The sequence below is a fragment of the Pseudomonas sp. MIL19 genome (assembly GCF_028680365.1).
Lineage (GTDB): Bacteria > Pseudomonadota > Gammaproteobacteria > Pseudomonadales > Pseudomonadaceae > Aquipseudomonas > Aquipseudomonas spirodelae.
Genome location: NZ_JAPPVG010000016.1, coordinates 55,732 through 79,945 on the forward strand (window position 1 = coordinate 55,732; position 24,214 = coordinate 79,945).

The 24,214-nt window shown below is 57.9% G+C and carries 20 protein-coding genes and 1 tRNA gene; 14 read left to right on the top strand and 7 right to left on the bottom strand.

The genetic code is table 11. The features are described from left to right. Nucleotides 1-149: 149 nt before the first annotated feature. The 4 genes from N1078_RS12405 to N1078_RS12420 form a co-directional block, all read right to left on the bottom strand. Complete coding sequence (locus N1078_RS12405; RefSeq protein ID WP_274088484.1) at nucleotides 150-2,552, bottom strand: efflux RND transporter permease subunit; 2,403 nt, start codon at nucleotides 2,550-2,552, stop codon at nucleotides 150-152. After that, entirely contained in the window at nucleotides 2,552-3,568 is a 1,017-nt protein-coding gene (locus N1078_RS12410; protein ID WP_274088485.1) for a WD40/YVTN/BNR-like repeat-containing protein, read from the bottom strand. The genes N1078_RS12405 and N1078_RS12410 overlap by 1 nt, the downstream gene beginning before the upstream one ends. 228 nt (nucleotides 3,569-3,796) lie before the next feature. Beyond that, the gene (locus tag N1078_RS12415; protein WP_274088486.1) at nucleotides 3,797-5,152 is read right to left on the bottom strand and encodes a DUF1329 domain-containing protein; all 1,356 of its coding nucleotides are present in this window, start codon (nucleotides 5,150-5,152) and stop codon (nucleotides 3,797-3,799) included. A 31-nt stretch (nucleotides 5,153-5,183) separates the two neighbouring features. Next, complete coding sequence (locus tag N1078_RS12420; RefSeq protein ID WP_274088487.1) at nucleotides 5,184-6,845, bottom strand: DUF1302 domain-containing protein; 1,662 nt, start codon at nucleotides 6,843-6,845, stop codon at nucleotides 5,184-5,186. 326 nt (nucleotides 6,846-7,171) lie between these two features. On the opposite strand from N1078_RS12420, the gene N1078_RS12425 reads away from it, so the two are divergent. Continuing rightward, nucleotides 7,172-8,074 carry a LysR substrate-binding domain-containing protein gene (locus N1078_RS12425; protein WP_274088488.1) on the top strand — a complete coding sequence of 301 codons (903 nt, stop codon included), beginning with the start codon at nucleotides 7,172-7,174 and terminating at the stop codon, nucleotides 8,072-8,074. Between the two features lie 59 nt (nucleotides 8,075-8,133). Here the strand turns inward: N1078_RS12425 and N1078_RS12430 are convergent, their stop codons facing one another. From N1078_RS12430 to N1078_RS12440, 3 genes are all read right to left on the bottom strand, one after another. After that, complete coding sequence (locus N1078_RS12430) at nucleotides 8,134-9,099, bottom strand: inovirus-type Gp2 protein (protein ID WP_274088502.1); 966 nt, start codon at nucleotides 9,097-9,099, stop codon at nucleotides 8,134-8,136. A 327-nt stretch (nucleotides 9,100-9,426) separates the two neighbouring features. Then, on the bottom strand, nucleotides 9,427-9,657 hold the full coding sequence (locus tag N1078_RS12435; protein ID WP_274088489.1) for a helix-turn-helix transcriptional regulator: 231 nt from the start codon (nucleotides 9,655-9,657) through the stop codon (nucleotides 9,427-9,429). Between the two features lie 69 nt (nucleotides 9,658-9,726). After that, nucleotides 9,727-11,034 carry a hypothetical protein gene (locus tag N1078_RS12440; RefSeq protein ID WP_274088490.1) on the bottom strand — a complete coding sequence of 436 codons (1,308 nt, stop codon included), beginning with the start codon at nucleotides 11,032-11,034 and terminating at the stop codon, nucleotides 9,727-9,729. Nucleotides 11,035-11,273: 239 nt separating this feature from the next. Between N1078_RS12440 and N1078_RS12445 the strand changes: the two genes are divergently transcribed. The 13 genes from N1078_RS12445 to N1078_RS12505 all read left to right on the top strand — a co-directional run bounded on the left by N1078_RS12445 (nucleotide 11,274) and on the right by N1078_RS12505 (nucleotide 23,201). Continuing rightward, nucleotides 11,274-11,957 (top strand): hypothetical protein, encoded by a 684-nt coding sequence (locus N1078_RS12445; RefSeq protein WP_274088491.1) that lies wholly within the window; start codon nucleotides 11,274-11,276, stop codon nucleotides 11,955-11,957. Nucleotides 11,958-12,150: 193 nt separating this feature from the next. Then, a tRNA-Met gene (locus N1078_RS12450) sits at nucleotides 12,151-12,227 on the top strand. Between the two features lie 168 nt (nucleotides 12,228-12,395). After that, the gene (locus N1078_RS12455) at nucleotides 12,396-13,637 is read left to right on the top strand and encodes a tyrosine-type recombinase/integrase (protein ID WP_274088492.1); all 1,242 of its coding nucleotides are present in this window, start codon (nucleotides 12,396-12,398) and stop codon (nucleotides 13,635-13,637) included. 568 nt (nucleotides 13,638-14,205) lie between these two features. After that, nucleotides 14,206-14,505, top strand: a complete 300-nt coding sequence (locus N1078_RS12460) for a helix-turn-helix transcriptional regulator (protein ID WP_274088493.1) — start codon at nucleotides 14,206-14,208, stop codon at nucleotides 14,503-14,505. Next, a complete protein-coding gene (locus N1078_RS12465) occupies nucleotides 14,502-15,170 on the top strand; it encodes a KilA-N domain-containing protein (protein ID WP_274088494.1) in 669 nt (222 codons plus the stop codon). The genes N1078_RS12460 and N1078_RS12465 overlap by 4 nt, the downstream gene beginning before the upstream one ends. A 296-nt stretch (nucleotides 15,171-15,466) precedes the next feature. After that, on the top strand, nucleotides 15,467-15,634 hold the full coding sequence (locus N1078_RS12470; RefSeq protein ID WP_274088495.1) for a hypothetical protein: 168 nt from the start codon (nucleotides 15,467-15,469) through the stop codon (nucleotides 15,632-15,634). Between the two features lie 11 nt (nucleotides 15,635-15,645). After that, nucleotides 15,646-16,017 carry a hypothetical protein gene (locus N1078_RS12475; RefSeq protein ID WP_274088496.1) on the top strand — a complete coding sequence of 124 codons (372 nt, stop codon included), beginning with the start codon at nucleotides 15,646-15,648 and terminating at the stop codon, nucleotides 16,015-16,017. Between the two features lie 3 nt (nucleotides 16,018-16,020). Then, a complete protein-coding gene (locus tag N1078_RS12480; RefSeq protein ID WP_274088497.1) occupies nucleotides 16,021-16,305 on the top strand; it encodes a hypothetical protein in 285 nt (94 codons plus the stop codon). After that, entirely contained in the window at nucleotides 16,302-17,174 is an 873-nt protein-coding gene (locus N1078_RS12485; RefSeq protein ID WP_274088498.1) for a toprim domain-containing protein, read from the top strand. The genes N1078_RS12480 and N1078_RS12485 overlap by 4 nt, the downstream gene beginning before the upstream one ends. Beyond that, nucleotides 17,171-18,961: a DUF927 domain-containing protein gene (locus N1078_RS12490; RefSeq protein WP_274088499.1), complete on the top strand. Its 1,791-nt coding sequence runs from the start codon at nucleotides 17,171-17,173 to the stop codon at nucleotides 18,959-18,961. The genes N1078_RS12485 and N1078_RS12490 overlap by 4 nt, the downstream gene beginning before the upstream one ends. A 1,378-nt stretch (nucleotides 18,962-20,339) precedes the next feature. Continuing rightward, a complete protein-coding gene (locus N1078_RS12495; protein ID WP_042924015.1) occupies nucleotides 20,340-21,332 on the top strand; it encodes a TerC family protein in 993 nt (330 codons plus the stop codon). 71 nt (nucleotides 21,333-21,403) lie between these two features. Then, nucleotides 21,404-21,709, top strand: a complete 306-nt coding sequence (locus N1078_RS12500; protein ID WP_042924013.1) for a hypothetical protein — start codon at nucleotides 21,404-21,406, stop codon at nucleotides 21,707-21,709. Between the two features lie 397 nt (nucleotides 21,710-22,106). Next, nucleotides 22,107-23,201 (top strand): calcium/sodium antiporter, encoded by a 1,095-nt coding sequence (locus N1078_RS12505; protein WP_042924010.1) that lies wholly within the window; start codon nucleotides 22,107-22,109, stop codon nucleotides 23,199-23,201. Nucleotides 23,202-24,214 lie beyond the last annotated feature (1,013 nt).

Below are 24,214 nucleotides of genomic sequence, written 5' to 3' on the forward strand. Positions count from 1 at the left end.
ACTTAAATATGGCGACCACCGCGAGTAGCAGCGCTAGCACGCCCCGCATCCAGGCTCAATTTACTGAGCATTGCCATTGCGTCCCTTCACCCGCATTGCGTTCACCAGGCCGTCCATCGGGAGCGACCTGGTTATCGCGGTGACTCAACTCAGGACTGAGCAACTAGCGCTTGCGGACGAAACAGGAAGTGCGCCAGAGCGGGTAGGAGGATAAGTGCGCCAAGCATGTTCCAGACGAACATGAATGCCAGCAGGATACCCATATCGGCCTGGAACTTAATTGGCGACCAGGCCCAAGTGGCCACGGCCAGCCCCAAAGTGATTCCGGTCAGCACGACCACCTTGCCGGTGGAGATCAGCGCCTTGTAGTAAGCCTCGGACAGGCTCATGCCTTCCTTCATCCGCGCCAGGGTCACGGTCATCACATACAGCGCGTAGTCCACACCAATGCCAACACCGAGCGCGATCACCGGTAGCGTTGCCACCTTGACGCCGATATTCAGCCAAACCATCAGCGCCTGGCAGAGCAGCGAGGTGATCATCAGCGGCAGCACCGCGCAGACCACCGCCCGCCAGGAGCGGAAGGTGATGAAGGCGAGGATGATCACAGCAGCGTAGACCAGCACCAGCATCAGTTTGTTGGCATTCTCGACGACGATGTTAGTAGCCGCCTCGATACCCGCATTGCCAGCGGCGTTAAGGAAGCGGATATCCGCGCTGCCGTAGCGGGCATCGAAGCGCTCGACGGTCTCAACCACGCTGGTCAGGGTGTCAGCCTTGTGGTCCTTGAGGTAGGCATAGACAGTCAGCAGGTCGCAGTTCTGGTTGAACATCTCGCGCGGCGCGCGGGTGATGATCGCGTTGAGCATGTCCTGCGAGCGCGGCATCTCGAACCACTTGAGGCTGCCCTCGTTCATCCCGGCGTTGGCCACCTTGGCCAGACCTGCCAGCGAGCTGGTGCCCTCCACCCCCGGCAGCTGTTGCAGCTCGCGCTCCAGCGTGTCAACCGCACGCAGGGTGCTGTAGTGGGCGCAGGCGTATTGCGGGGTTTTGACCATGACGATGAACACGTCGCTGCTGGCCGCGTAGTTGGTGCCCATGAAGGCGTTGTCGAGGTTGTAGCGCGAGTCGGCGCGCAGCTCCGGCGCACCCGGATCGGTATCGCCGACGCGCAGCTGGGAGCCCACGGTCAGGCCAAGTACGGCCAGGCCTGCACCGGTCAGCAGAGCGATGCTGGCCCACTTGCGCTGGGTGAACAGGTCGAGGAACGACCAGAACGGATGGCGCTTGTGCTGGGCATCGGCGGCCTCCAGACGCTCGTTGCGCTGGCTGCGCTCGGCGGCGCTGGCGCTGACGCCAATATAAGAGAGCAGTATCGGCAGCATGATCAGGTTAGTGACGATTAGCGTAGCCACACCGATGCTGGCGGTCACCGCCAGGTCCTGGATGACCGGAATATCGATCACCATCAGCACGGCAAAGCCAATAGCGTCTGTGATCAGCGCGACCATGCCGGTGATGAACAGTCGGCGGAAGGTGTAGCGCGCAGCCACCAGCTTGTGGGTGCCGCGGCCGATCGCCTGCATGATGCCGTTCATCTTCTGCGCGCCATGGCTCATGCCGATGGCGAACACCACGAAGGGCACCAGTATCGAGTACGGGTCTAGCTCATAGCCGAGGGTCGGCAGCAGGCCGAACAGCCAGACCACTGCGACCAGCGAGCAGAACATCACCAGCAGGCTGCTGCGCAGGCAACGGGTGTACCAGTAGAGCAGCGTGGTGCAGATGACGATGGCCGCAGCGAAGAACATCAGCACCTGCAGCAGGCCTTCGATCAGGTCGCCGACCACCTTGGCGAAACCGGTGACGTGGATGGAGACCTTGTCCGACTCGTACTTAGCGCGCAACGCTTCAATACGCTGCGATAACGCGTGATAGTCGATGCGCTCACCAGTCTCGGCGATGCGATCCTGCAGCGGCAGCAGGATGATGCTGGAGCGGTAGTTCTCCGCCACCAGTTGGCCGATCTCGCCGGAGCGCTCGACGTTGATGCGCACCTGCTCGAGGCTTTCCGCCGAGCCGTCGTAGTCGTCGGGAATCACCGGGCCGCCGTCCAGACCGTCCTCGGTGACACCGGTCCAGCGTACCGCCGGCGCCCAGAGCGATTTCATGTACGGGCGGTCGACGCCGGGCAGCAGGAACAGCTCATCGCTAAGCTGGCGCACGGTGTCCAGGTACTCGGCATCGAAGATGCTGCCCTCCTTCACCGCCACCGCGATACGCATGCCATTGCCGCCACCGGCCAGCTGCTTGCGGTTGTCGAGGAAGTTGTTGATGTAGGGATGGTTAGTAGGAATCATCTTGTCGAAGGCCGCGTTGAGCGACAGCCCGAGCGCCTGGTAGCCCAGCACCAGGGTGGTGATCAGGCAGATCAGCAGCACTGCGGGGCGGTTGTTGAACAGCAGCCGTTCAAGCAGCGACCCGGAGCGGCGGTCAAACGCCGCCACGTCACGGATCACCGCGTCATGGCCAATGGTCTGGACGTGGCTCATCATTTGACTCCCACAACAATGGCATCCGGCTCGACACGGGTCAGCCCACGAGCGCTGGATATGATCAGGGCGCCATCGGCCGCCTCGGCGATACCGGTCAGACCGGTGCCGGGCTGGACCGCCAGGGCGTTGAAGTGCTGGCCGTCATCGGTGCTGCGCAGCAGACGCCCGCTTTCGTCAGCGAGCAGTACCGAACCGTCGCGCAGTTGGTGGCCGGCGCTGACCGTCACCGGCTGCCCCAGTTCAATATGCTGCCAGCTGGCACCGCCATCCGCGCTGCGCCAGGCATTACCGCGCAGGCCGAAGGCCAGCAGGACGTCGTCTCGCAGGTCGAGAGCACCGAAGAAAGTGCCGCTGTAAGGGGTGGCTATCTCGCTGAAGCGGGCGCCGCCATCTGTGGAACGGAACAGCGCACCCTGCTCGCCGGCGATCAGCAGGTCGCGGTTCTTGATCTGCACCTGATAGAGGTGCTTAGCGCGCGGGTTGGGAATCCGCCCGACCAGCGACTGCCAGCTCTTCCCACCGTCGACAGTGGACAGGGCGATGCCGTAGGCGCCGACCACATAGCCACGCAGCTCGTCGTGGAAACGTACACCGAGGAACGGCTTGTCTGGGCCGTCGCTGACTAGGTATTCAGCGCTGCGCAGGGCGGCTACAGCGCCCTCCTCGCCGGCCTCGGTTCGACGCTGGGCGTCATTGCGAATCGCAACGGCGGCCTGGTTGCCGTCGAGCTGGCGCTGCCAAGTCTCGCCACCATCGCTGCTATGCAGAACCACGCCACTGTGGCCGACCGCCCAGCCATGGGTCGCCGAGACGAAATGTACGTCAGTCAAGGCAACGCTCACCGGTACCTCGTTGGCCTGGCGCCATGAACGTCCGTCATCGTCGGATAACATCACAGCACCGCGCTCACCAACCGCAACCAATCGCTCGCCTGCGCGGACTACTGCCAGTTGCAAGCCGTGTTGCACCCGTGCACTTTCCCGTGCGGGAAGATCAAGCAGATCAGGAATCATCGCCCCGCCTGCTGCGCTGGACGGGCCTGAAAAGCAGGTAATTGAAATCAGGGCAGCGGCCAAGGCCGTGCGCCATCGGAGCATATTTAGCGCGTGCATGGTTCTTACTCGAAGCCGACCCCCCACCTCCGCTGCGCCTTCAAGCAAGGTGCTCGCGGGGTGGGAAAGTCATGAGATTGGACTCCGACCCCCGCCATTAGCGAGCGCCGGAACTACGGCTTGACTTGCTTAGCGCACGCCGTCGGCGGCTACCGCATCACCCGTGTAGTGCATCTCCGGCTTGCGCTCGACGACCCGGTAGGTGGCCTCGTTGAGCGACTGGGAGGTGCTCATGGTGTTGGCCTGCAGGTTGAAGATGTGCGCGGGCTTGAGGCCCAGCATCGGCGTGGACGGCAGCACGAACGGGGTGATCTGGGTGGTGCGCCACAGCTTGCCTTCGCTGTCATAGCCATCCATCAACAGGATCATCCAGGAGTCCTCGTCGAAGTAGTAGCGGCGCTTGGGCACCGCGTGGCGCTTGCCGCTGGCCACTGTCGCCTCAACCTCCCAGACGCGGTGCAGTTCCCAGCGCACCTGGTCCGGATTGAGGTGGTGCTTGCCGTAGGCCTCATCCAGCGACGCGGTGACCACTTCGTTGGCGTTATAAGGCACATACATCTCGCGCTTGCCGACCAGCTTCCAGTCGAAGCGATCGATATGCCCCATCAGCCCCATCACTTCGTCGAAGTAGTTGGTGCCCGAGGAGACGAAGTCCGGGGTGTCGTAGGCCACGGTCGGTGCGCGGCGCACACGACGCTGACCGACCAGATACTGCCAGGCCTGACGCGCCTGCTTGACGTCGATACTGTCACGGAACACCAGGGATTCGCCGGCCTTGAACGGCGGTGCGACGGTGGCGAAACGCATCAGGAAGTACTCGCCGTTCCATTTGTCCGCGCTACCGTCCTTGTAGTAGTAGGGGTACTGGTTGGCCTGATCGTTCATGGTCGCCAGGGTGCGCGTGCCATCGGCGGCGAGCACGATATTCTTGAAACTGGTGATATCGGTCGCCTCGTTCTCGACCCGTAGCAGGTGGTTCCAGATCACCTCGATGCCCGCCTTGGGAATCGGGAACGGAACGCCGCCGTAGCAGCCCTGCAGCGACAGACCTTGGTTGGTGGCCTGGCAGCTCGTGGCATTTTTCACCGAGTTGTCGTACACGTACTGCGGCGCCACGCCAGTGCGATGGGTCGGGTAGACGTCGACACGGAAGCTGTCGGGGTACTTCTTCAGCAGCGCTTGGGTGCCCTCCGAGAGGTGCTCGGCATATTGCCCCATGTTCTGCGCGCTGATTTGCGCAATTGCCTTCTCATCGGCAAACACCTTGCGAGGAATGTCACCCACTTTCTCGCCTGAAGTCGGTACGTTCAGGGTGGGTGTCCAGGCCGGAATGCTGCCGTCCGCGTTACCGGCCATTTCCCCGCCCAGCGGGTTGAGCGTCTTGCCCAGTGCGGCGGCTTCCTCGGCACTCACTGCGGCCTGCACACCTTGTGCGCTGAGTAAAATTGCAGCCAATGCTGCACAAAGAGCTGTTTTCTTATGCATTGTAATAATCCTCTAACCAGTGGGGCCTGACTCAGAACGTGCGCTGAACCGAGAACGAGATGAAATCACGGTCGCCGTGGAAGTTGTTGTAGGAAAGCTCAGGCACTGCGGTGTCATAGTTGATCACCGAGCCATCCGTACCGAAGTAATGGGTGTAGCCCACACTGGCCTGCCAGGTCTTCAGGTAGTCGGCCTTGAGACCGATGCTGACGTTGCCGCCATTCTCGGAGGGGAACAGCACGCCGTTGACCGAAGAGCGGCCGAACAGGCCGTAGCCCACACCAATCGGCACCTGCAGATCGAGACCGGGTGCCACCTGGAAGTACTCAGGGGTAAAGATGAGCTGCAGCGCACCGGCATCGCGGGTGGCCAGCGGATCAAGTTGATTCTTGTTGTCGGTCACGCTCATCACACGGTTGAAGGCCAGCTCGCCGATAAAGGACGCACCATCCCAGAACGGTGTAGCCGACAGCACGCTGATCGCCGAGAGGTTCAGGTGCAGGGTTCGGCCTTTGGGGAAGGCAGCATCGCTACCACCATCGATGACACCATAACCACCGGGCGCAATCACCGTGTTACCACTGGCGACCAATGGCATGTCATCACGAACCGACATTTCGGCGGCCACGTTGGTTTCACCGATCAGTGTGCTGACGCTAACACCCAAGGTGCGGATATCCTCGGCGTAGACCATCTCGTACAGGCCAGCATCCGGATAGACATAGAACTGCGGCATCTTGTCGTGATACTGCGCGGCATAGATGCCGAACTCGTAGTCACCGGAGGTGATACGCATCTGCACACCGCCCTGCCCCGAATCACGCGCCTCGATATCGTCGGCACGGTTTACCGCGAAGCCCGGGCCAAGAATCAGCGTTTCACCACCTTCATCGATGAAGTCGGCAAAGCTGAAGTAGCTGCCCGCGCCAGGCAGTCGACTTTTGCGCCATTCCAACTGGTAGTAAGCGCCAATCGAAACGTTAGAGTTGATCTGCAGCTGACCCGCCACCTGGCCGATGGGGCGCAGGATTTCCTTAAACTGGGAATTGGGTACCGACAGGGCTTTGATCAGATCCAGCGATGTCTGCGCGGCAGCAATGCTGTTAGAGCCGAAGAATAGGCTCTCGCCATACAGCTGGGTGAAACGACCCGCTTTAAGGTTAAGCCCCATATCACCTGGCGCGAAACTGCCATAAACGAAAGCATCAAGCAGCTCGGCCTTACGCCCGTGGAGTTTTTCCGTGTCCTTGGTGAACTCGTCGTAATCGGCCGAGCGCGTGTTGACCAACGCGCCACCAAGCGCACCCGGATTATCGTTGGACTTGTTGTAGACATCGTCGTACCAGGCCGCGCCACTGACACGCATGCCGTACTTGCCCTTGTAACGCAGATCGAACTCGGATAGCAGGTCGAAACGATTGGAGATAAGCCCCTTGCCAAAGTTGAGGTCGCCATCGTTGGTGTTGGCCTGCACGCCAACAGAGTTGTCGGCGACTGCAGAATCAGCACCACGTACACGCCACGCCGAGCTGTATTTGATGGTGTTGTCCAACGACATGCGCAGGTCGGGGTTGCCGGAGTCGATCTGGAAAGCCAGGACGGGCCCAGTGGCAGCAGCTCCAGCACAGACGCCGGCAATGGCGAGAAACATCGTTTTTAGGCGAAATTTGGGCAGACTGACTCTAGGCAGCATGTCGAGATCCTCAGCTTGTTATTGTTGTGTAGGGGCTATAGACCTTCATTAGCGCTCTGGGCGCGCTCTGGGTCTGTGCTCTCGAATCACAAACTATTACCACCGAGGATTACCGTCCAATACCATAAAATCAAAACCTCAATACCTATAAGGTATGAACACATCAAGGTATGAACACATCCGCTATCATCAGCCCGCTTCTCATGTTTTCTGCACGGTCGCAAAAACAATGGCGAATGACCTGAGAACCGTATGATTCACGCCGAACCACAACAGCCTGGGCACTTTAAACAGCCCTCAGACCTTACTCAGTAAAAGGCTGCACCATGGAACTACGCCATCTGCGCTATTTCGTCGCCGTCGCCGAAGAAAAGAATATCGGCCGCGCCGCTGTCCGCCTGCACATTTCCCAACCGCCCCTGACACGGCAGATTCAACAACTGGAAGAGGACCTAGGCGTGCAACTGTTTACGCGCACGCCACGCGGGATGGAGCTGACGCCAGCGGGTGAGCTACTACTCGAGGAGGCGCGCAACATTCGCTCAGTGGTAGAGCAAGCGACTGAACGTACTCAACGGGCGGGCCAGGGCAAACTTGGCCGACTAGATATTGCAATCTTCGGATCAGGGATTCTCGACACAATTCCCAAGCTGCTACTGATGTTTCGCGGTGCCTTTCCCGATGTGAAGATGGTCCTTCACAACATGACCAAAGAGGCCCAAATCGAAGCCTTGCGGCAGCGGCGCATCGATGTGGGCTTCAACAGGTTCATTGCACCTCTAAACGACATCGCTAATGAGATCGTAACAACAGAGAAAATTCTGCTAGCGGTCAATGAGAATCACGCCTTAGCACGCCAGGAAAAAATTCCATTTCGAGTGTTGGCTGATCATTCTCTGATCGTATTCCCCTCCGGGCCACGCCCCAGCTTTGTCGACAAAGTAATGAGCATGTGCCAGCAGATGGGCTTCACACCGCACGTGGTTCAGGAAGTTGGCGACACGCTGACTGGCGTAGCCCTGGTAGCCAGTAATTTCGGTGTCTGTTTGGTGCCGGAATCCGCCACTGTGCTGGCGCTGCCCGGAGTAGTTTATCGCCCACTAAGCGATATGCCGGAGAACTCCGGCATTGACTTGAATTGCATCTACCGGGCTGATGACCCATCACCGATACTCAAGTCCTTCTTGGATACTATTCGGGAATTCCGGAATGGATCCAACCTCGAGTGAGCCGCTAGTTACGCCCCGAAGTTTCCTAATCAATCAAATCACAAGCGCTTCCTTTGCTTTCAATTGAGATTTTTCAGAATGCCTTTACGCAGGCATCGAGCCCCCACAGGTTTCAAGCGCAGGTGCTGATCATCCTTGACCAGGTACTTCATTGCCTCGTGGGTATTAGGCCGCATCGACTGATCGTCTCTATGGATCTGGCCGATGCCAAGCTTGTCGCCATACTCCTCCTTCTTATGGTTGCAGCTATGGGCATAGCCCTGACGACGGGTGATCGCTTCCCATAGCTCCCTGATCTCAATCGCTTTATGCACATCCCGGCACACTATGTTGCCATTGAAGTAGTAGGCCGCATGGATGTGGTACCCCCGCCCCTTCTTACACTCCCCCTGCTCGACTGAGTAGGTGTAGCCGATGAGATGCTTAAAGATCGGATTACGGCTGTGCTGGTAGATCAAATCATCAAGGTGATCGAATACCTGCTCGACGCGCTGCCTGGCCTGAGCTTCAGGGCGGTAGTGCAGGTCCAGCCTGATGATCGTTGTGCGCGAGTAAAGACTCATTAGAGCATCCGTATACTCCACGATCTCCCTCTCCTGCTTACGGGCCTCAAAGCTAAGATTCCCAGGCCTACGCTGATACCACCGCTGACGGGTCAATTGACGAATCCGTGCGACTAAAACATTCATGCTGTGGTGGTGGTCGAGATAAGCCGTACCCCGTTCATTCAGACAGACAGGTCCATCAAGATCACGCACAAGGCCTACGTCCTGGCAAGCCTCCTTGAACGCCTGCAGGTGCTCGCTGAAGCGGTACTCAACGCGATCATCAAAAAGGTCGATCATCTGTTGAATGTGGGTGAAATGCCGGGAGAGTCTGGTTTGCTCGACGTGCTCGTAACCTGAGCGGCTTTGCGTTATGCGAAATGCCGGTGTGTCGGACTTTTCGATGGCCTGGACCAGTGACTCAATCTGTAGGGCAATATCAGATTGAGATAGGTGAGTGTAAGTATTCCGGTTAGTCATGGTGGGCACCTGGTTGGTTGTTTTCATACCAAGTACGTGATGTGTTTCTTTTTACTGGTCTTCTTTTCCTCTGATGGTGGTCAGTGGTGAGGGATAGTGATGGTTGCTATTAGATAGGTAAATTAGATAGTTAATAGCTATATCAATAGATGCAGCTCTACCCACCTCTGACCCTCCCGGCCAGGCCGGCCAATGGGGGGGCAACATTGCCGTGCCTGTCGAGAGATTTACCACACTGAGTTTTGGGAGAGTTAGCTGAGAGCACAGAGCTGTTCGAGTCGGCATAAGCGCCATAACCAGCCGAGGCCGGTCATGGCGCTGCTGGTTCTAGCTGGCCATGCTCAGGTGGCCGATGGGGCGTGTGGAGGCTCCCTCAGCCAGATCGCGCTCCTCGATCTTGGCCAGGATCCAGTCGTGCACCTCGCTATCGACCCAGCCGACGCAGCGGTCGCCAAGTGAGACTGGTGCCGGGAACGTACCTTCCCCGATGTACTTATAGATGGTCGATCTTGCTAGGCCGGTCGAGTCGATGACCTCTTTTAAACGGATGATTCGCATGAGCGGGCTCCTCTGTATGGCTCAGAGGATGTGCAAGAACGATAAAAAATTACCCGCGATCGACTCGGGTTAGGTTGCCTTGGTCAACAGTGCCACTTCATAGCGAAGCGCCAAGTCCAAAGCATCCTCTCGCACATACGAGTCAACCCGCCCTCCGCGAATGTCCCATACCCAGATGCAGATGCTGCTTGTTCTTGGCGCTGGATAGACAACCAACGACACAACACTAAAGCTATCACTGCTACCTGGAGCAGGAATGAGCCTAACCAGATGAGGCTTGTATCCCTGCCAAACTTTCATTCGACGCAATCCCTTGTGGATGCTTTCCGCCCACCGGCACACCTCAGCATAGAAGCTCTCTTTCAAGCCATCCCAAGGGCCGCAGACACCCTGATCAGGACTAACAGTCATTGGTCCGCCCAGCTCACTAGCAATCCTTTCGAAAATTGCCGCTTTAACATCCGTGAGCTCGCACTCAGGGTCCGCCCAAATAGCCGTCAGCAGTTGTGAGGTATGGCTTGCCAGCTTGTGATAGAGCATGTCCAGCACCCAAGGCTTTTGCCCAGGTTCTGGCATTAACTCTTTTAGCGCCTCTCTCGTAGGCATTGCCGCTTCGAGCATGTCGTACTTGGCAGGCCCTTCAGTTGCGTACACCACTAGTCCCCGCTCCCTCTGTTTGATGCGGAGCTGTGGGTGATCGAGGTTTAGGTAGTAAATGCTCGCTACCTTTGAACCAACGAACACCCCATTCGACAACCCTGGCGCATAGCTCCGGACAAAACCCAAGCTCACAAGCCGCTTCAATTGATGCTTGATCGATAAGGAATCGAGGCCAGTCATGCGCCTAAGCCTCGACTCTCCAAGACCCGCCACCACGCCACAATGATCAGCCTCGCTGAGAAGAGCAGCCAATAAGATCCGGGTGGCAGCACCTAAACGTCCTTTTGCCCCTGGAGCTGCTGGTCGACCATCTTTGCGAGTAGCCGCGCGTGATGTATTCACCGCCGGGTCAGTCGACAGCTCCGTCGCTCCGTCACCGATTGCGTATATGCCTGGCTCGGTAAAAAGGCGAAGCATCAGTTCTTGGTGCGTGAACTCAATACCCACTTCCCGGAGCACATTAAGTAGGTACTCCGAGGCCAAATACTCAATCCCAGGGCGCCCAGCACCGCCTTCCTGCTTGCTCTCCCTCAGAAGCCCTGCCTTGACCAATTCCCTTGATGCATCCCTGACAAACCTTTCCGTTAAGCAGAGAACCTTCGCTACCGGCTTGATCTTGTAAGGGGCATCCAGACTCCCTAACGCTTTGCATGTCAAAACCTGAAGAAAGAACCTTGACTCTGCACCAATATCAATCAGCACCGAAAGCGCTATCATCTTCAGATCTACCTGGAAATTTACGTCTATTTAGATGTTATTTTATACCCTATTTTTACAGAATACATAATTCATGTAACAAGTCCGATAACAAAGTTGTTAACGAGACATTTAACGTGTCCACTACCAGTGCATGATTCATTTCTTTTAACGTTTCAGTTAACGTAGCTGTTAACAAATCTATCAATAGCCGAACGGACGCCACGTCTCGCGACTGTTTGACGAGAGGAGACAGGTGAATGGCAGAGGCTGGAAATACGCCAAGCTGGCTCAGCGAGAAAGATCGTGATGAGTGGCAATGGGCAGCAAGATACCTAACAAGCCGCAGCTCCCCAGCGCTAAAAAACAAGCTCGGCCTGATGATCTCGATGGACTTCAGGTCCCTCATCAGATTGATCCCTGCCCTAGAAAAAGAGGCGGAAGGCGTAAAGCTAATTGAGCGGCTACGAAATGCCATCAGGCAAAGGCGTTATCGCCTGGCGGAAGGCGGCCGGAAAACGTGCTCCTTCACTCTCCCAAGAGCAACCAAGGCCACGCTCAAAACTCTGGCGAAAAGACACAAAACAACCGAGACGGCGCTAATCGAAAGATTGATCGAAGGAGCTTCGCAGGCGGCACAAGATCAGAAAGGGGAAAAGCGGCGCGAGGCTATAACGGCGAAGGTCACGCGCAATTCGAGCAAGCTTGCACATGAATTGAATGGGGTCAGAATTGAAGAGGCGAATAAACACCTGAAGCGCTGCCTGAAGCAGCTTGCAATCTGGGAGTTGTTTTATAAGGGAATACAGCCCGACCTGCCCCCCGAGAACGAGCCCGCAGCAAACGAGCTCACAGAAAAACGGATGCGCGATATCCAGGAAGCCATCGGCGCTGCTGTGGCGAAGCGTGAATATCTGAGCCCGAGATCACTGGTCGATGTCTAACAGGCCAAACCATACGAACCCAATACCGGGTATAAAACCGGGTATAAAAACAATGAAATTCACCTAAATGCTTCGATAGCTAAGCTTAAGCACCAAACTTACCGCCTAACGTGTAAGCGTTTGATCGCGCGCATAAATTTTCGCTAAAGAGTGTTGACACATACCCTAAATACGCGAATAATGCGCGCCACTCGGCTACGTAGCTCAGCTGGTTAGAGCATAGCATTCATAATGCTGGGGTCCGGGGTTCAAGTCCCTGCGTAGCCACCAAATACCTGTTTCGACCTGTCTCAGACAGTCTCCGAAACACCTCAAGAAGCCCGCCTAGTGCGGGCTTTCTTGTATCTGGCTGTTCACCTCTGTCTACCCCTATACCTTCCCACCGTGTATGCCCCTGTGTATGCTTCAACGAAAGTTGAACTGAGGGCATACACAAAAATGAAGCGTTCAGAGATCAAACGCCGCCCCCTGGCTGATACCACCCTTGCCGGCCTAGAACCGGAGGCCACGGCCTACCGTGAACTAGACGGCGCGGGCCTGTATTTCCGGGTAAAGCCCAACGGCAACAAATCGTGGGAACTGCGCTACAAGAAGCCAGACGGCAAGTGGTCGTGGCTTGGCCTAGGCGGCTATCCCGAAGTGAGCGGCTCACTGGCAAGGCAGAAGGCAGCCGAATTACGCACCGACGCCTCAGAGGGGAAAAACCCGCTCGCCAGTAAGCAGGCCCGCAAGGCAGAAGAACAGGCGGCAGCTGATAACACCTTTGAGCACTTAGCGCGGGAGTGGTACGCCTCTCGCCTCAACAACTGGGACGCCGGCACTGCCAAGCGGGTAATGGGTGCGCTTGAACGTCATGTGTTCCCCACATTCGGCAAGCGCCCATACACCGGCATATTGTCTATGGAGTGGATGGAGCTGCTGCGCGGTATGGAGCAGCAAGGCATTCTGGAGCAGATGAGCCGGGTGCGCGCCTACTGCAAGGACGTGTACGACCTGGCCCGCGTTACAGGCCGTGCAGTGAACAACCCACTGGATGGCGTGCATAAGTTCCTGTCAGCCGGTAAGGCCGAGAACTACGCCCACGTCTCGGCCGATGAACTGCCTGCCCTACTCCGCGCCATTCAGTCATACCCACACGCCAAGGATGTTCAGCTAGGTTTGCGCCTGCTGACCCTGCTGGCTGTTCGCCCCAGCGAATTGCGTGAAGCCCAGTGGTCAGAGTTCGACTTCGCCAAAAAGCTATGGACGATCCCGGTAGAGCGCAAAGGCCGCAAGAAGGGCCGCGAACACCTGGTGCCACTCTGCCGCCAAGCCATTGCCCTACTGGAAGAACTGCGCCCGATCACTGGAGCCTATCCACTGCTGTTCCCTGGCCGTAGCGATCGCACCAAACCACGCAGCGACACCGTGTTTCTAATGGCCCTGCGCCGCCTCGGTTATGAGGGCCGGCAGACTGGCCACGGCTTCCGCCATATTGCCAGCACCATCCTGAACGAGCATGGTTTTACCGCCGACCATATCGAAGCCCAATTGAGCCACAAGGCACCCGGCGTGCGCGGCATCTACAACAAGGCCCAGTACCTGGAGCAGCGCACAACCATGCTGCAATGGTATGCCGACCATCTGGACAAGCTGGCAGCCGGCAACGTGGTGCAAGGCACGTTCACTAAGCAGGCATAGCCAAACTCACACTTTAGGTTTGCAGTGGTTATTGAAGGATGTTCTGCGCAGCTTCGGGTTAATAGCCTCAGACCACGACCAGCCTCGGTATCGACGCTGACGCACCGTATCCCACTTTATGCCAAGCGCGGCGGCCAGCTCGCGGCAACTAATGGAAATGCGGTCATCGCCCGCACAGAATGGCTGTACCTTTCTCGCCTTCATTGAACTGCCCTCACGCTGCTTAATTTGGGGGCCGGTTTATGTCACTGGTGCAACCTGCACAATACCCCTTTGAAAGAAGCCGAAAACGCCTAGAAGCCATTAGATACGTGGGCTGCGTGGTATTTGTGCTTGTTTTTATGTCACTGACTTTTCAAATATATCGGCCAAGGAGATGCGCGTCATGACGGCACCAAGCAGTGCTAGGCATCGCCAAACAATCTAATTAGCAGGCCTTTCAAGCGCTATTTATGCAATAAAAAATCGTAAAAACAGATTATTTACTGACTTTTATCAGGGGCTTCCCAAGGCTAGCCAGTGACATAGCGTTGGTGATCCAGACGGAAATAAACATGAGTACCCTGATATGCCTAAAGCACCGTTTACACCGACAACCCTTGCCCGCCCCTCGGCGCATGAAGCCAGCGCGGCCACCTTCCCTGCATTCGATCCCGCACTAACTATTGTGCGCATGCCTGAGCTAGAGACCATCATCGGCTTGGCACGCCCTACCATCTACAAGCGACTAAAAGACGATCCGACATTCCCCCGACCAGTTCCGCTGAGTGATAGCAAGGCTCGCGGTGCACCGGTAGGTTGGGTTTTAGGAGAAATCCAGACTTGGTTGCGTTCGCGCATAGATCGTCGCGGTGAGGTGACAGCATGAGCACGCGCATTATTCCCTTCGACTACGACGGTCAGGCTGTGCGCTTCAATGCTGACGGCTGGGTTAACGCAACAGAGGCGGCAGCACGGTTTGGCAAAGTGCCCAATGAGTGGCTTCGACTACCTGACACCATCGCTTACTTGGCTGCGCTGGAGCGCACTGCTGGTTCTAGTCCCGGGATTATCCCGTATGTAAAAACGAGTCGCGCACGCTCTGACCGTGGTGGCGGCACCTGGCTGCACCCGAAGCTGGCCGTGCCTTTTGCCCGTTGGCTTTCGGTGGACTTCGCTGTCTGGTGTGATGAGCAGATAGATCAGTTGGTCCGCGGTGGCTCTATCGGCTGGCAGCAGGCCCGCAAGCAATCGTCTATCGGCTACCGGGGTATGTGTGACGCGCTGGCGCTGACTTATGAGGCACGCGGCAAAATGACCAAGCCGCACCACTTCATGAACGAAGCCCGCTTAATTAACGAGGTCGTGACCGGCGTTTTTGCTGGCCGCAATCGTGACCAGTTGAGCGAGGCAGAGCTAACCCTTGTCGGCTTGATGGAGGTGCGCGACGTGCTGCTGATTGGCCAAGGCAAGGACTACCAGAGCCGGAAGCAATCGTTGTTGCGCTACATGGCCCAGCTCCAGACCAAGCAGCTAGGAGGTAAAGCGGCATGAGCGCGCAAACCATCCCGACCATTGCCAAGCTGATGCATCGGCGTTATCGTGCCCCAGTCGCTGCAAATTCAGTGACCGGGTTTGGCGACCCGAGCAGACATTGGCGCACAAGCGCCCCCTTTCCAACAGCAGGCGCTTTTTTTACGCCTGCCGTTTCGAGTTATGGCGGCTGTGCGCGGGATACCTTCGGGTATGCCGGGTTCCTTTGTCCCCGGTTCGCCAACCTGCGTACAGCTGCCACCCAAAATCGTTTGGCGACGATCCGTGGCAGCTCCTCAGACAAAGGAGCCACACCCATGCAACACGCCCGCAATCCGTCCACACCCAACAGTCACGCCGACGCCTACAAGGCAATGGCCCTTGCCGCCCTGCGCGCTGATTCATCCCTGTCCGTGCGCCTTGCCCGCTACAACCACCACATGGCCAAGGCCCGCGCCCTGGAAGCTGCCGGGGGTGCGCAATGAGTCGCACAGCTATGGAAATCGCAGTTACAGCGCTGGGCGACCTAGATCTTTTTCAGGACGCCATCAGCGAAGTGCACGCCGTCTTCTCGGTAATCATGGATGTGCTGCCAGAGAACTGCTCAGCGCACGCACTGGCTCAACTGGGATACGCAGCCTGCAATGACTGGTCAGAAAAAGTCTACCAGTGGGCGGAGTGTATGGAAGACGAGCTGGATGAACTGGAAGTGCAAGAAGGTGGGAGCGTGAACACTTCTGCCGAGCTTGGCGAGCTCACCAATTGCCAGCATGTACAGCACTCCGATGCCCCTCGCGACGCGCCCACGACAGAAGCAGAGACTGTTGACGCTTCGCGCGCTGACTCCAGTCTGACAACCGAGGAATAACCCATGGAAATTCAAAACGGTGCATTTGCGCCGACGGTATCGGCTTGCCTGGAAAAAGCCATTGAGCTGTTTTACGTCACTCACCCCAAGGCTGAGCGGGCGTTGCTTGGCCCATTCCTGTCAGCAGCAGACGCCGAGTGCGGACGCCTGATTATGCGCAGCCCTGATGCCACGGTTACTTCATGCCTGATGGAGTCGGTGGACGATTCCACGCACTGGCACGCGATGAACAATGGCCAGGTTTGCCGGGCCTTTGCTGGTGCCTCTCGCCGGGAGGTGGCCCCATGAACAGCCCCGCCGTCGCATTCCGTGACGCCATGCAAAACACGTTCGGCCTGCTTGATTGGCTACCCATTGCCGACGGCAGCATTCAACGCTTCCACGTTCCGGGCGACAAGGCCGGCACCCTTAACGGCTGGTATGTGCTGCACCTGGATGGCATCGCCTCCGGTGCCTTCGGCAGCTGGAAGGCCGGCAGCGCACACACCTGGTGTAGCCGTGAGCCAGTGGACGCCAGGGAAGCCGAGCAGGTGCGCCAGCGCATCGAGCAGGCACGCCGCCAGCGCCAAGCCGAGCAGCACCAGCGCCAGCAGTCCGCGGCTGAATATGCCAACCGCCTGTGGCGTGACGCTCGCCGCGCTGATCCGGAGCACCCGTATCTGATCCGTAAAGGACTACGCACCCACGGCCTACGCCAGCGCGGTGACGCCCTGCTGGTGCCGCTGGTGCGCAATGGTGTGTTGGCCAACCTGCAACGCATCTACCCCGACGGCAGTAAGCGCTTCCTGAGTGGCGGGATAGTCACCGGGGGCTATTCGCCGCTGGGCGTTATCACACCGGGTGCGCCGCTGTACGTCTGCGAGGGCTGGGCAACCGGCGCGACGATCCACGCCGACACCGGTGCCTCTGTGGCCTGTGCGATGAATGCCGGCAACCTCGGGCCAGCGGCGCTGGCGCTGCGAGAGAAGCACCCGCACGCCTCGATCATCATCGCGGGCGACGACGACCGCCAGACCGAGGGCAACCCAGGGCGAACCGCTGCCAATGCCGCCGCTGTGGCGGTGGGCGGGCTGGTGGTCTTCCCGCTGTGGCCGCAAGACGCCCCCGCCGACCTAACCGACTTTAACGACTTGGCCAACTGGAGGGCCGCCCAATGAGCGCCGCCGAACCGACCTTATCCCTGGTGCCTTCGCCCACCTCGCCAACCATCACGCCCGAGCGGCCATGCTGGGGCGTGTATGAGCACTGGGTAACGAATGAGGTAGGCCGCAAGCTGCGCCCAGGCGTGTACTGGCATGGTTTCAAGCGTGCCGCCGTGGGTGATGACGATAGCGAAGAAACCGCCCGGCCCATCACTGACGACTGGCTGGCCACACCCGTGATCGTGACCGCGCGCACCACCAATAGCGACGACGGCAGCGAGGGCCGGTTGCTGCGCCTGCTGACCAACAGCGGTGCCAAGGAATGGATCATTCCAATGGAGGTGTTTGGCGGGAGCGGTGAAGACGCACGCCGCGCTCTGTTCGGCATGGGGGCCATCATCGCTCCACGCAAGCGCGGTCAGTTCATGGAGTACCTGCTGGAGCAGCGCCCGGATCAAACCATTATCACCACGGCGCGGCCAGGCTGGCACGCCTCCGGGGCGTTCGTGCTACCCCAGCGCACCATTGGCAGCGACACCGTGCGTTATCAGGCCGGCGCACGCAGCCTCAACCTGTACAGCACCAGCGGCACGCTTGAGCAATGGCAAACCGAGGTAGCCGCCAAGTGCGCGGGCAATCCGGTACTGACCTTGGCCATTGGCTGTGCGCTGGCCGGGCCGCTGCTGAGCCTAGTCGGTGTGGTCGGTGGCGGCGTTCACCTGGTGGGCGACAGCTCCAGCGGTAAGTCCCTGGCACAGCTGGTGGGATCGTCGGTGTGGGGTGATCCCGGTGTGTTTGCTGCCAGCTGGGATATGAGCAAGGGCGGGCTAGAGATTGAAGCGGCCAGCCGTAATGACACCATCCTGCCGCTGGATGAAATCAAACGCGCCGATCCCAAGCAGGTACAGGCCATGGCCTACTCCCTCGCCAACGGCCAGGGCAAAGGCACCATGACCCGCGAGCGTGAAGGCCGCCCCAAGCTGACGTGGCGGCTGCTGGCACTGTCCAGTGGTGAGCGTTCGCTATCTGAGCACGCCGCTATATCCGGCAACGCCGCCCATGCAGGTGCTGAGCTGCGCATGGTGGACGTGAACGCCGGCACTCGCACGCACCGCGCCTTTGACCAATTGCACGGGCTGGAGGGTGCCGACTTCCACCGCCTGCTGACCGTCGCGGTGGCTCACCAGCACGGCCACTTAGGCCCGGCCTTTGTTGAGCGGCTGCTAAAGGACGACGACCGTCCCGGCCTGCTGCAAGACTTCGCCCAGGTGCGCGGCCAGTTCGTGGAAGACAACGCCCAGGCCGGACGTGTGGCGGATCGCTTCGCCGTGATCGCCCTGGCCGGTGAAATGGCGATTGCTTACGGCCTGCTGCCATGGCCCCAGGGTAGCGCCCTGGCTGATTGCCAGTTGCTGTATGGCGAGTGGCTGAGCCGAGTCGGCAGCGGCAATGCCGAGGATCGCCAGATACTGGCCGGCATTCTCGACTTTATCGACAAGCACGGCAGCAGCCGCTTCTCTGACGTGGATGACCACGCGCCTGACGCCAAGGTGTTCAATCGCGCCGGTTACTGGGAGTTGATTGGCTCCAAGCGGCTGTACCTGTTCAACAAGTCGGCGCTGGTGGAAGCGGCGCACGGGTATGGCCTGAGCCGGGTAGTCAAAGCACTGGAGGGAGCCGGAGCAATCGCAGGGCGCGACACCGAGCGCAAAACCAAAAACTACCGGCTACCTGGCGGCGGTCAATCGCGGCTCTATGTGATCGACCCGACGGCGATAGATACCGAGGGGGCTGGGGTATGAGTACGCCAAGAACAGCCCTTGCCCAGCAAACACAATTACACAGGAACCTAAAATCGCTGGCAACAGTGGCAACACCGGCAACGGCCTTGCGGGGCGGGGCTTACAGCCGTTGCCACCTAATAAAAGAAGTGGCAACAGGTGGCAACACAAACTCGATTCTGAATATAAGACACTGCCACTACTGCGCACTTTGGTTATCACTGTTGCCGGTAAAAAAGCACTGGCAACAAAAACGAGAGTTTGGCAACGCCTGGAAGGCCCGTTCTAGAGCGGTTGTTGCCACTGTTGCCACTGTTGCCGGTGTTTTTGAAACCAGACGCACATGTGTATGTGTGTTTTCACGGTGCGGGGGTACGCCATGAGCCTGCTTTCTGGACTGTTTACCGAACTGGAGAAAGTGCCCGCGCCACGTTTTGTAGTGAGTGAAAGCGGGGCGGCAACGACGAATAGCGCCGGGCCGGAGGGGGCACTACCCAAAAAAGGCAGTGCCCCGCAATCCCACCCACAGACTGTGGCGCGCATGGAGCGTGCACCAGCCGCGCACCTGGAGCAGCACCAGCAAGCGAGAACCGAGCGAATGCTGGCAAGGGATAGCCCACCATTGGTGGATGGTCTCCAACAGGGGGAAGACCACGACCAGCCGCAGCACTTAATTCAAACTGCTGTTACGGCCTCGTCTGAATGGCTGGCTGCGCGTGACGCCTTCTACCACCATCTGATGCCGTGCCGTGCGTGCCATGCACCTGTGGGGAGGTACTGCCCTGCTGGTGCTGAGTTGCGCCTACCGTATGACCTCACGCCCATGGTGTAGCGACGGGAAAACCGAAGTGGCCGCAGTGAATTGGAAACGCTGTTAACACCTAAGGAAACACCCCTTACGCGCGGGGACTGTTAACTGGTACGAGGTAAGTACGAGGGCATACGCCCGGCCCGCTTACGCCTGGTGGAGTGTTTACCGCAGCAACTGCGCATGGCCTGAGGTATCCACAGTGGCATCCAGCAAAACGACGCATTGGGCCGCCAATTGGAAACGGTGTTAACACCCGAGTTAACACCCCTACGCGCACGCAAGCGCGCTGGGTAATTGCGCAGACTTGACCACCCGCTTGCATCGGATTTGACCATCACGCTGCGAGGCTATGACCAGCAAAGAACGATTCATAGTTGCCGGTAGCGACAGGCAGAAATCGGCCAAAAGCGGTCATAGGGTGTCTAGAAAAGCAGGGAAAATTCGGAAACACCTTGCAACCCTTGTGCTATTGAGAAAGTCCGCGCTCTTCTCTAAATTTCCGCCCGCAACGCCGGGCCCCTCTGACAGCTAACCGCTGCCATGTCGGAGTTGCAGTTTGTACAACTTCGACACTTAGAGGAGGGGCTCATGACTGCCCTAGAACCGTTCTTACTCGCCGAGTTCCTCGGCACCGCCACATGGCTTTGGCTCGTTTTTATCAGCATCGTGATTGGCCTGTTGGTCTTCGATCTCGGGATCCTTCACCGTGAGCATCGAGAAATCGGCGTTCGTGAAAGCCTGCTGCTGTCCGCCGGCTATATCACGGCTGGCTTGCTCTTTGGCCTCTGGGTCTGGCAGGTCAAGGGCGGTGACGCCGGAATGGATTTCTACACCGGCTTTCTGATCGAGAAATCGTTGTCGATGGACAACGTTTTCATCATGGCGATGATCTTCAGCTTCCTCGCCATCCCACGTAAGTACCAGCATGAAGTGTTGTTCTGGGGCATTCTCGGGGTGATCGTGCTGCGTGCGATCATGATCGGGCTGGGAGCGGCGTTGATTGCCGAGTTCGACTGGATTCTCTATGTATTCGGCATCTTCCTGCTGTTAACCGGCGTGAAGATGTTGTTCAGCAAGGTCGATGACCATCCGGACCTCAGCGAAAATATGCTGGTGAAGTTCCTCCGCAAACACATGCGTGTGACCGAGGGGCTGCACGAAGGGCGCTTCTTTGTTCGTCAGCCTGACGCCAGTGGTAATTCCGTAGTATGGGCAACGCCATTGTTCTTGGCTTTGGTGCTAATCGAGTGTGCCGACCTAGTGTTCGCGGTCGATAGCGTGCCGGCGATCTTCGCCATTACTCAAGACCCCTTTATCGTCTACACCTCGAACATCTTTGCCATCCTTGGTCTGCGTGCGTTGTATTTCGCCCTAGCGGCGATGATTCACCGTTTCGCCTACCTCAAATATGCCCTGGCACTGGTGCTGGTATTTATCGGCAGCAAGATCTTCCTGGTCGGCATCATTGGCAAGATCCCGGCGGTTATTTCCTTGAGCGTGACCGTAGGCCTACTGCTGGGCGGCGTGCTGCTGTCGTTGTGGAAAACCCGTGGGCAGATGCCGGCTGGATCACAGGTCTAAATCCAAACGGATGGTAGCTGCCAGTCGGCTGCCATCTATCAAATGGGCAACGCCGGGTAATGGAGACTGTGATGAAAAAGATGCTGCAAATGACGGCCTTTGGGCTGCTGTTGGTGGGGCTAGCCGGCTGTGACGCAGCCGAACAATCGGCGCAGAAACTGCTCGAGAAGACTGAACAGGCGGTGCAGGATGTCGCCCGTGAAGCAATTGATGAGACCCTGCAACACATCAATAAGAAGGCGGACGACGTTCAGCAGTCGACCAATGAGTGGCTGGGCAAGCCTTCGGAGGAGCCCCCGCAGGACCAGGCGGAGAAACAACAACCTCAGGATCACCAGCCAGTTGAGCCGATCGATAAAACGGCTGTTGAAACCTAAGCAAGGCAGTGTGGAGGTTTGCTGCTGGTAAACGCTTGCTGTTACCCACCAGTTTCCATTCTTGGCCGTTTCGCAGCGGTTAGCGGCTTCAGCGCTGGAATAAAGAAAACGGGTCAGACAGAAACCTCCACTCTGGCGCGGAGGTAGTGGCCCATCCAAGTAAGTCTTGTAAATACAGAATGAAAACGGGGTCTGGCATCGACAGCAGATTGAGGCTAATAACGCCTTAGCGATGGCTGAACAGACTAAGGTTTTATTCTGACGAGAAGGGTCGAAGTAAGGTTGTCGCTAACGGCCAATATTAACCAGCGGCTTTGTCCTGCCGCCCTAAAAAATTTATCGCGTGCGCCCTCTGGCTGCTTACTAAGGCCCGCGCATCTTTCCTGGAGTATTCGCAATGAGCTTGATGGTCTGGGGTTACCTCGTAGCCGGTTTGGTTTTGTTGGTAATCGGCGCTGAAGTGCTTGTGCGGGGTGCGGCCAAGGTGGCAGCGCAGTTTGGTATCCCACCGTTGATTATCGGCCTGACTGTGGTGGCCTTTGGCACAAGTGCGCCGGAAACGGCAGTTAGCGTACAGGCAGCATTGGCTGGTAGTGGTGATCTGGCTATTGGCAACGTGGTGGGCAGTAATATTGCCAACGTGCTCTTTATTCTCGGATTAACTGCGCTTATCGCTCCGCTGATCGTCTCGCGTCAGCTAATCCGTTTGGATGTGCCGATTATGATCGGCGCAAGTATGTTGACCATGGCTCTGGCCTGGGATGGCAGCCTGAGCAAACTCGACGGCCTGCTGCTGTTCACCGGCATTGTGGTTTACACCATTTTTCTGATTGTCAGCGCTTACCGGGAAAAGAATATTGCTGCAGACGATGAGTTCACCAAGGAGTTTGCCCAGAATCAGCCGGCTAAGCCCTATGGCTGGGTAATCAATCTGGTGCTCATCTTGGTCGGGTTGGTGCTGCTGGTTGGCGGCGCCAGTCTGTTGGTAGAGGGCGCAGTGAGTCTGGCGCGTGCACTAGGCCTTTCGGAGTTGGTGATTGGCTTGACTGTTGTAGCGGTGGGTACCTCTCTGCCGGAGCTGGCTACCTCCTTGCTAGCGGCGATTCGCGGCGAGCGCGATATTGCAGTGGGTAATATTGTCGGCAGTAATATATTTAACCTGCTTTGCGTACTCGGCTTGGCCTCTCTCGTATCACCAGCGCCTGTCCTGGTGGCAGCCAATGCGCTGGCTTTCGATTTCCCAGTGATGATCGGCGTAGCGCTGGTGTGTCTGCCGATCTTCTTTTCTGGCTACCGAATTAATCGTTGGGAAGGCTTATTGTTTATCAGTTACTACGTGGCCTACACCCTGTATTTGGTTCTCAACGCCTCAGGCCGTCCGCTTGCGCAGCAATTTGGCACGGCCATGCTTGGATATGTGCTGCCGATGACAGCCATTACCCTGCTGGTGATAACGGTGCAGTACTGGCGCAAGAACAGGGCGCTGGGTTAACGAAAGGTGCGGGAGTTTTGAACGGCAGCAGCGCCCATATTGTTGACCAAATCGAGGGCGTTAAGACGTCTTGTTGCAACTAAGGCAATGGGGTGTGGGTAAATCACTGGTCTGGGCTACTAATGGCCACTTTCTGGCCGACTCCAGACAGAAGTATCCGGCAGAAGTCCGGCCAAAAGCGGGCGGATGTGCTTAAGACTGAAAGGGTCTCACAGGCACCTCGGAGAGCCCTGCCCTAGCCCAACAGTTTGGATGCCACACAGAAGCATCCGGCGCGACCAAGGCCCAACTGACGTAGAGGCATGCGCTCCGACCGTGCTGGCATCACGATAAGTCGTTTGCCAAGTCAGGGTCGCTCGCTTCGCGCATGGGCAGGGCCAAGATGGCGAGCCCATAGGCCGAGCCTGCTTAGCCGTGCGAAAGCTACTCGGCATTTATAACTCCATCGAAGATGGTCCTGTTATCGAGCGCGCTTATTGACTAGCTTGATGCTCGACTTCAGACTGGAAGTTTTATCCACGGACTACCCCCAATGCACGTTCGTTCGTCGCATCGGCTCCTCTACGCAACAGTCCCGGTGCAGCCACTGCCCTGGCTACCTTTGGCGTGGCTGCTGTTAGTGGCGTTGGCGTTCGGGATCAACTCGGCATCCCTTGGCATTAAAGCCGCTTCTGGTCCGGGCTTTTTTAGCCAGATCGAACACCTGATATTTGCCGGAAACAGCGATAACGGTCGCTTTTGGGGTTTGGGGAGCAATGGAACCAAAAACCAACGTAAGCCTTACCACCTCCGCTCAGAGCCTTCTTCCTAGGCAATTCCCTCGATTGATCTTCCGTACTTTTCGAAAGTGCGGATTCCACGCCATTCGGACACTCAGCCCACGCTGATCCGGACACCTGTTCCACGATCATTCGGACAGGCAGTCGGAGCGCAGCGACGCAGGGGTTGCATTGTTAGTCTGAGGCGCCCGGCGCCGTCAATTTCTTCACCCGCTTTCTCATCGACTCGCCCTT